The 11894-nt window shown below is 58.7% G+C and carries 11 protein-coding genes; 3 read left to right on the forward strand and 8 right to left on the reverse strand.

What is annotated here, in order from left to right; translation table 11 throughout:
- Positions 1-99 precede the first annotated feature (99 nt).
- A complete protein-coding gene (locus AC13RM_RS25275; protein WP_488555811.1) occupies positions 100-894 on the forward strand; it encodes an SDR family NAD(P)-dependent oxidoreductase in 795 nt (264 codons plus the stop codon).
- Between the two features lie 240 nt (positions 895-1134).
- Complete coding sequence (locus AC13RM_RS25280; RefSeq protein ID WP_488555812.1) at positions 1135-2199, forward strand: glycosyltransferase family 2 protein; 1065 nt, start codon at positions 1135-1137, stop codon at positions 2197-2199.
- A 50-nt stretch (positions 2200-2249) separates the two neighbouring features.
- On the opposite strand, the gene AC13RM_RS25285 is transcribed toward AC13RM_RS25280, so the two are convergent.
- The 3 genes from AC13RM_RS25285 to AC13RM_RS25295 all read right to left on the reverse strand — a co-directional run bounded on the left by AC13RM_RS25285 (position 2250) and on the right by AC13RM_RS25295 (position 5330).
- The gene (locus AC13RM_RS25285) at positions 2250-3515 is read right to left on the reverse strand and encodes a glycoside hydrolase family 5 protein (protein WP_113228649.1); all 1266 of its coding nucleotides are present in this window, start codon (positions 3513-3515) and stop codon (positions 2250-2252) included.
- Between the two features lie 76 nt (positions 3516-3591).
- Entirely contained in the window at positions 3592-4074 is a 483-nt protein-coding gene (locus tag AC13RM_RS25290; RefSeq protein WP_285173723.1) for a YybH family protein, read from the reverse strand.
- A gap of 17 nt (positions 4075-4091) precedes the next feature.
- Positions 4092-5330, reverse strand: coding sequence for a YbfB/YjiJ family MFS transporter (locus AC13RM_RS25295; protein WP_285173724.1), 1239 nt, complete (start codon positions 5328-5330; stop codon positions 4092-4094).
- A 104-nt stretch (positions 5331-5434) separates the two neighbouring features.
- On the opposite strand from AC13RM_RS25295, the gene AC13RM_RS25300 reads away from it, so the two are divergent.
- Positions 5435-6319, forward strand: coding sequence for a LysR substrate-binding domain-containing protein (locus AC13RM_RS25300; RefSeq protein ID WP_488555813.1), 885 nt, complete (start codon positions 5435-5437; stop codon positions 6317-6319).
- On the opposite strand, the gene AC13RM_RS25305 is transcribed toward AC13RM_RS25300, so the two are convergent.
- From AC13RM_RS25305 to AC13RM_RS25325, 5 genes are all read right to left on the reverse strand, one after another.
- Positions 6303-8033, reverse strand: coding sequence for a M14 family metallopeptidase (locus AC13RM_RS25305; protein WP_488555814.1), 1731 nt, complete (start codon positions 8031-8033; stop codon positions 6303-6305). The genes AC13RM_RS25300 and AC13RM_RS25305 overlap by 17 nt on opposite strands.
- 5 nt (positions 8034-8038) lie before the next feature.
- Positions 8039-8887, reverse strand: coding sequence for an ABC transporter permease (locus AC13RM_RS25310; protein WP_488555815.1), 849 nt, complete (start codon positions 8885-8887; stop codon positions 8039-8041).
- A 5-nt stretch (positions 8888-8892) separates the two neighbouring features.
- On the reverse strand, positions 8893-9816 hold the full coding sequence (locus AC13RM_RS25315; protein ID WP_488555816.1) for an ABC transporter permease: 924 nt from the start codon (positions 9814-9816) through the stop codon (positions 8893-8895).
- 63 nt (positions 9817-9879) lie between these two features.
- Positions 9880-11415 carry an ABC transporter substrate-binding protein gene (locus AC13RM_RS25320; protein WP_488555817.1) on the reverse strand — a complete coding sequence of 512 codons (1536 nt, stop codon included), beginning with the start codon at positions 11413-11415 and terminating at the stop codon, positions 9880-9882.
- A gap of 44 nt (positions 11416-11459) precedes the next feature.
- The coding region (locus AC13RM_RS25325; RefSeq protein ID WP_488555818.1) for an oligopeptide/dipeptide ABC transporter ATP-binding protein at positions 11460-11894 on the reverse strand (435 nt) is incomplete at its 5' end.

Genomic DNA, 11894 nt, shown 5'->3' on the forward strand with positions numbered 1-11894 from the left:
GTCTGAAAACGTGGTGAATATGACATTTGAGACATCGGCCTTCGCGCGTATTGTTATTGCATGCGGGATAATGACGCCGCAGGAGAAGGAATGGAAACAATGACAAATTCATCGGGCAAGGCATTGGTAACGGGCGCTTCTTCGGGCATTGGCGCCGTCTACGCGCACCGGCTCGCCCATCGGGGCTTCGATCTCATTCTGGTGGCGCGCAATGAAGACCGGCTTTCGGCGATTGCGGATCGGCTGCGTACCGAGACGGGACGCAAGGTCGAAGTGATCGCCGCAGATCTCGGCTCGCCGAATGGGCTACGTCGTGTGGAGCATGTGCTGAAGACGGATGAAGCGATCACGCTTCTCGTCAATAATGCCGGCTTTGGCGGGGCAGCACCCTTGTTGGAGGCCGATGTGGACAAGATGCAGCAGATGATCGATCTGAATGTCACTGCGCTCATGCGGCTGACCTATGCGGCGGTGCCAGGCTTTGTTCAGCGTGGCGGCGGCTCGATCATCAATATCGCGTCGATCGTTGCAATCGCACCGGAATTGCTGAATGGCGTCTATGGCGGCACGAAAGCCTTCGTCCTTGCCTTCAGCCAGTCCCTGAAGCATGAGCTGGCAGACAAGAACATTCGCGTACAGGCGGTTCTGCCCGGCGCGACCGCAACGGAATTCTGGGCGGTCGCCGGCGTCCCTGTCGAGCATCTGCCATCGGAAATCGTCATGTCGAGCGAGGATATGGTCGATGCCGCACTAGTTGGCTTTGATCGGGGCGAGCTGGCGACGATCCCCGCTCTCGAAGATGCCGATCTGCAGAAGGCCTATGAAGATGCGCGCCAGGCCCTGACGCCCAATCTTTCGCGGTCTACCGCAGCTCGACGTTATCAAGTAAAGTAAGAATCTATCGAATGAATAGGGTGGCCGGCATTTACATCATGCCGGCCGGTCATTCAAAAGCCATAAAACTGGTGAGATTCGGAAAGACGGATCGACATGATCCAAGCATCGGCTGCATAACATATCACCCAATACCACTTATGCGTCAGGATATATATCCCAGCCAGTATCGACGTCATCCATAAGGACCTGAATGAGAAGGTTCGCCGCGACCAAAGCAGATCTGCGAGGTTCAATGCGATGTATCCCATCCAAGACCGTACTCCCGTTTCCATCGTCATCGCGAATTATAACTACGCGCACTTTCTAAGGCGCAGTATCGACAGCGCCTTGGAGCAGGATTACGACGATGCCGAGGTCATCGTTGTCGATGATGCATCGACCGATGCGACAGCTGATGTCATCGCCTCCTATGGCTCTCGAATAAAGACATGTCTACGTGAGGTGAACGGTGGACATGCTGCCGCATTCAACACAGGCTTTGCATCCAGCCGCGGCGAGATCGTGCTGTTTCTTGATGCGGATGATTATCTCTATCCGAACGCGGTATCAGAGGTCGTCGAAGCCTGGGAAGAAAAGACAGCACAGGTGCAGTTCAGGCTGCATATCGTTGACGAACAGATGCATGTAAAGGATGTATTTCCACCCGTAGAACTACCCTTCGATTCCGGCGACGTCACGCCGGAATTGCTGCGGAAAGGCCGCTATCAGACGACGGTCACCAGCGGTCTGGCATTCAAGCGTTCGGTTCTGGACAAGGTCATGCCGGTCCCGGAGCCGGCGTTTCGCCAGGGCGCCGATGGATATCTTGCCACGGTTGCACCGCTCCATGGCGAAGTGACGTCAATCGAAGATTGCCTCGGCGCCTATCGCATACATGGTGCCAATCATTCCGTCTTCGCCGAAAGGCTCGGTCAGCGCGCGCGCTGGCGCATAGCGCATGATTTCCGTCGGCTGGAGGCCCTGTCGGATCAGGCAACGGAAATCGGATTGGATATGCCTGATGATGCCGGCCTGCACGATCCCGTCCATCTGGAGGAGCGTCTCGCATCGCTTTGCATCGACAGGGACCAGCATCCTGTCGCGAATGATTCCAGACTCTCGCTAGCTGCGGCCGGCGCGGCTGCCAGTCTCAAGATGAATGCGTCGCGAAAGCGCCGACTGATGTTGGCCGGATGGTTTCTTTCGATCGGTGTCCTGCCTCGGGATATGGCAAAGACCGTCCTCTCGTGGAAGCTTGTGACTTCGTCCCGGCCTCCGTTTCTGCTGCGTCTCTCGAAGACCATCAGGCATGCAATGGGATAGCTGGATTCCGGGAGATATGGAGCATCTCGCGCCGATGAATTGACTGTGATCTATTCGGCTATGCCTGATTTGTGCGAAGCTCCCATCAAGGCGTCGACCACGGCTTGATGATGGATATTCCTGTCATAGCGGCTGTCGGTTGCAAACTGCATCAATCCGGCAAAGGCGCTCCTGGCGGAGGGTTTCTTGCCCTCGCTGCGGAGATAGGCAATCAGGCGGCGATAATTTGCATTCGTCCTGATCTCCAGCGGATTGCCGGCGCCCATCTTCTTCAATGGCCACCAGGACCAGCCAATGCCGTTTTTTTCCTGCAATGCAACGGCGCGGGCATACCAATCATTATTGTTTTCACCGGACTCGCCGTTCCAGAGTGGCATGTCATATTGCTCGCGCAGCTTCAGGAAGGGTTCGATCGATTCCTGCGTCGTCGGCGTCCAGTATTTGTGAAAGCTGAGTGCCGTATTGCGATCGTCTATTGGCAGTACGCCTGCGTAATTGTTGCCCCAGCAATTACCCTCGATAACAAGCATATGGTTGGTATCGACCGCGCGGATGGCGCGGATGGTGCGCTGATAGATATCGCGCAGCGGCCGGTTCTCGGTTTCGCGGCAGCCGCCCTTGTCTTTCTTGTCCTGAAAGCCCCAGTTCGGCTCGTTGAGCAGGTCGTAACCCGCGATTGTCGGCTCGTCCCTATAGCGACGGGCGATCTCGCTCCACAGCGCGATCATCATTGCCTGGTTCTCATCGCTGTGCCAGAGCGACGGTTTGTTCGGATTGCGATCGGAAATGGCGATGTCGTGACCCTGGCCGCCGGGTGCCGCATGCAGGTCGAGGATCAAGTACATGTCATTGGCTTTCAGCCAGCGGATCAGAAGATCGATCCGCCGAAAGCCCTCTTCGTTCCAGACAATATTCCTGGAGGTGTTCTTGCCGTGCTTGTCCTCGATGAACAGGTTCCAGTGCATCGGCAGCCGCACGCTGTTGAAACCCCATTTGGCCATCGCGTCGATATCGGCTTTGGTTACCGCATTCTCGCGCCAGGATCGATAGAATTGCTCGGTCCTTTTCTCGCCGATGACTTCGGAAATGCGGCGGCGAATGATGTGCTGCGCCTTGAGATTGGCAAGGCCCATCATGTAGCCTTCCTGCACCATCCAGCCGCCGAGCCCGAGACCGCGCAGGATGAGGGGATCGCCCTTGCCATCGACGATCCGCTGATGATCGGTGCGAACGAATCCCTCGGCATGTGCCGGCGGTGCAAATGACCCCAGGCAGATAATGGACAGGCCGGCGAGCAACAGCAGAAAATGCCTCATGAATCCCAACTCGCGTGAAACTTTGGCGCCATGTGGGCAAGATAGCGCGCAGAGAGCCAAAATCTCGTGACAACATCTACGCCGGGTGCTCCAATGGTGCGCCGAAGATGATCTCCTGATAGGCAGCAAGCAGAGCAGGCTCCTCGATGGAGCCGTGATGGTGAAGCTGACGCCAGACACCGTCGATCCGGGTGAACCAGCGCGTCGTGCGGATGCGAAGCTCGATACTCCTGTCGGCCATGACGCAATTTCCCCGCTCCCGGCCAACGAACAGATGCCAGTCATCGCCGCCCTGGCTGGTAAAATCATGGAATGCGACCTGCACCTTCGCCTTTCCAGCAAATAGCTTCGCATAGCCACCACGGATCGACGGCCATCCGCGCCGTATGCCTCCGATCGGATTGTCCATGCTTGGCCTGTCGCCATCTGCCCAGTTGGCGGCGAGTGCGTCCAGGTCGCCGGCATTGAAGGCGCGATAGAAGCCAATGAGCGCATCGAGGGCGCCGCCATCGCTCAGCATGTTTTCGCTGCCGGTAATCTCGGTCAAGTGTTCTGCCATGTCCAATTCTCCTGATGTTATGATTGATGACCCTCGGTGTGCTCTCGCGGACTGCGGATAAATACCGCGACAAAGAGGTCGATCGCCAAAGCGAGAACCATTGCACCGGTTCCGATTAAGAAGAGCATGCCGTAGTTTCCGCCGGTTCGGGCGAAGACGAAGGAAAGTCCGTAAGCCGCAGCTGCCTGAAACAGTGCGAAGAATACCGTTGCCAGGCTCCAGGCGACTTTCTGTTGCGCCGGATGGTGCGGCAGCAATTCCGCGATCCTTCCGAGCATCAGGGGCACCGTGCCGGTTACGAAGGCGCCGACGATCAGGCTCGAGGCGATGAGCCAAGCCTGTCCGAGGCCAAGGGTGGGAATGATGACCGCGAAGGCTTCAAGCAGAAAGGCAAATCTCAGCGCTGCGGCAAAACCGGTGCGATCCGCGAGATGACCGGCAAGAATGGGACCAATGGTGGCGCCAAGGCCAAACAGCACCCAATATTCCGCACCGGCCTGCAGGCCCTCTCCCAATCCGCGGGCAACGAAATCCACGAGGAAGATCATATGCGGAACCCAGCCGGCGGCATTCAGCGCATATTCTATGTAGAGCGCACGCAGCGTCCAGCGTTTCGGGACATGCATGGCATGGTGGGACGCGGTGGGGTGATCGGAGACAGCGCGCGGCCATCCGGCCCAGGCAATGATCGTGAGCAGCAGCGACAGGACGCCGAGCCCAAGCCATGTCTCGCGCAGCCCCTGTTGCAGCAGCAGGGGAACCAATGTGCCCGATAGTGCGACGCCAGCGCCGATGCCCATGAAGATCACGCCGCTGGCAAGCCCTCGGCGAGACGGTGCGATCAGCGGCAGGACGGTCGGCGCCGCGAGTACCATCAGGGCGCCACCGGCAAGGCCGGCTGCGAAACGCCATGCGAAGAACCATAGAAAGCTGACAGGAAAGGCGCAGGCAAAGAAGGCTAGCGTTGCGGCAAGCATCATGATCCTGAGCGTCAGGACATTGGAAATACGAGCAGCAACCGGGCGTCCGAGCAATGCGCCGACCAGATAACCGGAAAGATTTGCGGCACCGAGATAGGCGGCTAACGAGGCTTCGAACCAATTGTTATCGACGATGGCAGGCAGAAGCGGCGTATAGGCGAAGCGGGCAAGGCCGATGCCGATCAGGCAGGCGCAGAATGCCGACAGGATGGCACGCCATGCTATCCGGGCATTCTGATGGTTCCGGTCGGTTTCATGCGTGGCAGTGTCGGTCATGGGAACTCTCTCAGGGATCAGTGCTTGAGAGAATACGCCGTGCACTATATCATAAAAAATGAATTATTATGAGAGCGGTTATCTCTATTGGAGATAAGAGGAAGATGGACCTATCCGATCTTAGGGTATTCGAAGCAGTATCGCGGCACGGCAGCATGAACCGGGCGGCGCAGGAGCTGCATACGGTTCAATCGAATGTGACGGCGCGGATCCGGGCATTGGAAGAGGAACTGGGCGTCAGTCTGTTCCAGCGGCATGCAAGGGGCGTGTCGACCACGCCGGCAGGACAACGAATTCTGCCATTTGTCGGTCGCCTTACCAAGCTTCTGGCCGATGCCCGTGCTGCCGCCAAGGATGATGGCGAGCCCGGCGGGACGCTTTCTCTCGGCAGCCTGGAAACGACAACGGCGCTGCGATTGTCGCCGCTTCTCGGCCAATTCGCCAAGACCTATCCGCAGGTGCGTCTTGTGGTGACAACAGGCACGACCCGCCGGCTGATCGATGATGTCGTTTCATGCCGGGTCGACGGTGCCTTCGTGGCGGGTCCCATCAGCCATCCCGATCTCGAGCACGAGGTGATCTTTCGTGAAGAGCTTGTTCTCGTTACAGCGCCCGCTATCCATACGATGCAAGACTTGGCTAAGATTACCGATCTGAAGACAATCGTCTTCCAGATCGGATGTTCTTACCGTCAGCGGCTGGAGTCGCTTCTTGCCGATATGGGTATCGTCACCTCGAAGCCGCTGGAATTCGGCTCTCTGGATACGATCGTCAGCTGCGTGTCGGCCGGCGTCGGCATCACTCTCTTGCCGAGAGGTGTCGTCGCTAACGCGGCCAGGGAGGGGCGGATAGCAATCCACACGCTTCCGCCGGAACGGTCGATGGTGGATACACTCTTCGTACGCAGGAAGGATGCCTATACGTCCAGTGCGATGACTGCGCTTCTCGACATGCTCCGATCAACCCATCGGACTAACTCGAAGCCATGATCTCCTGCCAGGCGTGATAGGCCGAAAGTACCGTTTCCATCTGTGCGGTGTGGCCGGCGACAAACGCCTCGCCGTAGATAGTTTCGTCTGGATATTCAGTGATCAAGGTCAACGGCACCGTATGGCGATCGTCGATATCGGCGAGGCAGGGGAAGCCGTTGATGATGCGGAAGCCGGTTTCGCCGGCATGGGTTTCGTAGAGTGCGATCTGGCGTTCGTTATAATCTAGCAGCCCCGGGATGGCGCCGAGGTGTTTGGTGACCTTGTCCAGAAGCTGCTCGGCCTGAGCTGCCCAGCCGGAATGATATCGGGCAATCAGGAAAAAACCTTTGGGCAGTGTCCACATGGCGAAATTGCGCGGGACATAACCGGAAAGCGGGCGCGTCCATTCATGGGCCGGGTAGCCATGCAGATTGACGTGCAGGCGTGCGCCGCTCAGACTTTCCGCCTGGAAGCGGATTTTCTTTTCAAAGAGATACGGGCCGGCAGTTTCTTCGGTCCGATATTCGAGATCGTCGCCGAGCGCGGTATAGCGAGCGGCATGATACATGTGCCGCGGGCTGTCCTTGCGCAGGCGTTGATGCAGCGCGTAACCGTCGGGATTTTCGAGCGGCGAGATAGTGAAATGCGCGCCTTCGAGCTTGGCAAGCCGATGGGCCGCACGCAAGGCACCCGCACCACCGGTCGTCTCGTTGGCGTGCTGCCCACCGCTGATCATCACGGCTGCATCGCGGCCCTTGATATAACGGGCTCTGACGGTGCGGCCGGAGCGAGTAAGGGCCTCAAATGCTTCGCCGCCAATCTTGTCAAGCTCGGCCTCGATCTGCTGCACGGCCAGAGGTTCGATTGCCATCTCGATCTGCTGTTCGGGTCCATCCCAATAGCGAGACGTCAGCGGCTGCAATCCCACTCGGACGGAAATCTCGCCAGAGGAAGGCAGGATCTGCGGAACGATTTGCCCCGGCTTCAAGCCGCGGTCGCCGAGCGGGCGGCCGGATTTCTTCTGGAAGAATTCGAGCAGGGAAAAATAGAAGTCCTCATGCAGCGCCTCGCGGAGGCTCATGACTTCGTCGCCGACGCGCAAGGCCTCGTCCAACGCCGGCAGGGCAACACAAATGTTCAGTTCTTCGAAATAGGGTTCGCTTGTGCCCCAGTCGAAGTGTGTGACCGCGGCAATGGTCCCTTCGAAAAGTTCTTCATAATCGGTGAGCAACCGTTCGCCTGCCGCACCGTCATCTCTGATCAGCCAGCCGGTCGGGGAAACGCTTGTTTCGCCGGCGGCATCAATATGGACGCGATTGGGCGCGAGCACCTTCAATCGACGCTTTTGGCCGTTATTGCCTTTCAGCAGAACGTCATAGTGAAAGTCGCTGTCAGCTTTTGCGACAAAGATGATCTCTCGATTTCCCACCATTGCCGCGAGCGGATAGGCTTCTAGGCGGAAGCGGTTGTCCGGTGCGTTGGGATGGACCGGATAGCGGATCTCGATCGCATTCACATCCTGCAGGTCGATTTCCTCGATGAAGGCATTCACCAGCGGCTTGTAGGTGCTGCGAATGCGGGCCTGCACGCCTTTTTCCGCGAGCTTACGTTCAGCCTGCTGGCGGCTTTCTCTGTCATCGAAAGTCCAGGCTTCGAAGTTCTGGCCGGCCTTGGCATTCACGACGAGCTGTGAAAGCGTCCGTTCGAAGCTTCTCTCGAAAATCACGGTCATGATATCTACCTTGTCGTTCTGCCGGTCGGGTCGAGGCTGTCGCGCAGCCAGTCGCCAAGAAGATTGAGGCCAAGTACGGTCAAAAGGATTGCAACGCCCGGAAAGAGGCTCACCCACCAGGCTGTCTGCAGATAGGTGCGCCCATCGGCCAGCATGCCGCCCCAGCTCGGAATGGTGGGATCGACACCCATGCCAAGGAAGGTGAGGCTGCTTTCCAGGAGAATGTTGGTGGCGATGTTCAGCGTCATCAATACGATCACTGGACCGATGAGGTTCGGCAGCAGATGCTGGAAGATGATGCGCCAGTCTTTGACGCCGATCGCGCGCGCCGAGAGGATGAACTCCCGCTCGCGCAGGCTCAACACCGAACCGCGCACGAGGCGTGCATATTGCACCCACTGCGAGACGATCAGCAGGATGATCGTGTTGGTGAGACTGCCGCCGACGATGGCGATGAAGGTGATCGCCAGAAGAATGAAAGGCATGGCAAGCTGGACGTCGGCAAAGCGCATCAACAGCATGTCCCAGATGCCACGGTAGTAGCCTGCGGCAAGCCCCACCAGCACGCCGACCACCACGCCGCCAATCACGGAGGTGAGGCCGACGGTCAGCGATATCTTGCCGCCTGCGACGACGCGGGCCAGTACATCGCGCCCGAGCGGGTCGGTTCCGAAAGGATGGGCGAGGCTGGCGAAGGGCCTGGCAAGTCTTGCCATCAGATCGATCTTTTCCGCGCCGCCTGGAAAAAGAATGTCGGAGAGCAGCACGGCAAGGCAAATGACAGCGGTGAGCAATACACCGAATATGAATTCGAAGCTGTAGAAACGCGAACGGTGAGAAACTGTGGCGGCCATCAGCATTACTCCGTGCGGATACGAGGGTCGACGAGGCCATAGGCGATGTCGACGAGAAGGTTGACGCCGACGATGAACAGCGCCAGCACGGTGATCACGCCCTGCAAAACCGGGTAGTCGCGGGCGCCCACGGCATCGAATGCCAGCGTGCCGAGGCCGGGCCAGTTGAAGACGCGCTCGATGACGACGATGCCGCCGAGCAGCCCGCCGAACTGGATGCCGAAATAGGTTATGAGTGGTATCGCGCAATTGCGCAGTGCGTGCTTGTAGAGCACCTTGCTTTCGCTGAGGCCCTTGGCGCGCGCGACCATGATATATTGCGATTGCAGTGTTTCCAGCATGGCGGTGCGCACCAGGCGCACATTCGTCGCCGTCAGGATGACGCCCATGGTCACCGCCGGCATGACGTAGCTCGAAATTCCAACCATGCCGCTCGGCGGCAGCCAGCCGAGCGTGATGGAAAACAGGAGCACCATCATCAGCGCCAGCCAGAAATTCGGAAAAGAGAGGCCCAGGAGCGAGAGAACGCGGATGACCTGATCCGCCGTCTTGCCGCGTGCCGTTGCTGCCTTGATGCCGAGCGGGATGGAGAGCGCGATCGAGACCACCATCGAGATGAAGGCAAGCAGCAGCGTGGCGGGCAGAGCGTTGGCGATCAGTTGCGAGACCGGCGTGCCGCCGGTGAAGCTGCGACCGAAATTGAGAGTCAGCAGCCCTTTTAAAAAGCCGAAATACTGCACGAGGAAAGGTTGATCCGTGCCAAGGGCTGTGCGGATGCGGGCCAGGTCGTCTTCGGTCATGCTACCGCCGCCCTGAAACATCATCACGGCAGGGTCGCCGGTGAGGCGGATGGCGAATGAGACGAGAAGGGTGATGGCGATCACGACGAAAATCGCCTGCAGCAATCGCTTGATGAGAAAACCGGCCACGTTCTTACCCCGAGAGCTTTCTAGTGACGCCGCCGGCCAGGCCGGCGGCGTCTTGCTTGATGATTAGTCGACGGTGACTTCGTTCAGCTTGATGCGGGTATCGGGAGCGGGTACGAAGCCTTTGACGCGCTTGCTGACGCCGTAGATCGCATTGCTGTTGTAGAGCGGCAGTTCGAGCGCCTTGTCGACGACATATTTGCCGATGTCCTTCAGCACCTTTTCGCGCTCGGCGCGATCGGTGAGCGGGCGCTGGGATTCCAACAGCTTGTCCAGAGCGGCATCCTTTTCATAAGGATTCCACTTTTCGCCGGAGTGGTACATCGAATAGGCGGTATTGTCGTAGTCGAAGGTCCAGCCGCCCCACTTCTGCTGGAACATCGCGCCGGTCTTGCCCTGCGGGATGATGTCGTTCAGCAGAACGTTGGTTTCATACGGCTTGATGGTGGCGGTGAGGCCGACCATCTGCAGATAGCTTGCCACGACCTGCGCCACCTCGTTCATCGTCGCGTCATTGCCTCGAATGTCAATCTGCAATGCCGCGCCCGGCTTTACGCCGGCATCAGTGAGCAGCTTCTTGGCGCCTGCCGGATCATAGGGAAGCGGCTTCAAATCGGCATCGTAGCCGAAGGACAGAGAATTCTGGAAGCTGACGATTTCTGTGCCCTGGCCAGCGAGGATCGACTTGACGATCGTGTCGCGGTCGACGGCCATGATGATCGCCTTGCGCACGCGCGGATCGGCCGTGATGCCATCGCGGGTATTGAAGCGCAGCGAGTCCACGGTCGGGCCGGGAACGCTGGCGATTTCCAGTTTGGAATCGCCCTGGATGACCGGCAGCATGCCGATCGGGATGGTTGGCGGGATGACGAGATCGACGCGGCCGGCCTGAAGCTCGGCAACGGCCGTCGCCGGCTCGCTGATGAAGCGATATTCCAGTTCGGAGAGTTTCGGTGCGCCGCCCCAGTAATCCGGATTGGCTTCGAGCTTGATGTTCACCTTCGGTGTATAGGAAACGAACTTGAAGGCGCCAGTGCCGACCGGGTTGAGGTTGAAGTAATCCTCGCCCTTTTCCTTGATGTATTTCGGCGGAACGATCATCGCGCCGTAGCCGGCAAGCTTGGTCAGCAACACAGGGTCGGGCGTCTTCAGTTTCATGTCGACCGTGTAGTCGTCGATGATATCGACGCTTTCGATCGCCGTGTAGTTCGATCGCTGCGGCCCCTTGGCGCCCTGTTCGCCGAGCAGGCGGTCGAAGGTGAACTTCACCGCTTCGGCATTAAAGGGCTCGCCGTCATGGAACTTCACGTTATGACGCAACTTGAAGCGGATGCGCTTGCCCTGGTCCAGTTCTTCCCAGGATTCGGCGAGGCCCGGTACCAGCTTGAGATCGGGGCCACGATAGGTGAGGCCATCGAAGATGTTGGTCGAAACGGCAGCCCATGCCACCAGGAAGGTGTCGATCGGGTCCCAGCTGCCCGGATCTTGCGACGACGACACGGTGAGCTTGCCGGCCGCGAAAGCGGGAGCGGCGGTGATGGCAACGCTCGACATCATGAGTGCGGTCAGAGCGGTCTTCAATCCCCATTTCATTCTTTTCATTGAACCTGTTTCCTCTTCAGATCGATGCGATGGTTGGTGGTCGTTCAGGCGCTCTTGGCGATGAAGTGGCCTGCAGTGATTTCCTCGTGAGCCAGGATCGGCGGCTCGTCGCCGACGCGGCGGACGGGATTGGGGATCTCGCCTTCCAGCAAGGTGGTTCTGCGCTCCTGTGTCGGATCGGCGATCGGCACGGCCGAGAGCAGGCGCTGCGTATAGGCGTGCATCGGTGTTTCGAAGACCTGACGACGGCTGCCAATCTCCATTATCTGGCCAAGATAGAGAACAGCGACGCGGTGGCTGATCTTCTCGACGACGGCCATGTCATGGCTGATGAACAGGTAGGCGAGCCCGCGTTCGGCCTGGAGATCCATCAAGAGATTGATGATCTGGGCCTGGATCGACACGTCGAGAGCGGAAAGCGCCTCGTCGGCGATGATGAGCTTGGGATCGGAGGCAAGGGCGCGGGCGATGCAGACGCG

Source organism: Martinezella sp. CNPSo 3732, from assembly GCF_057784515.1.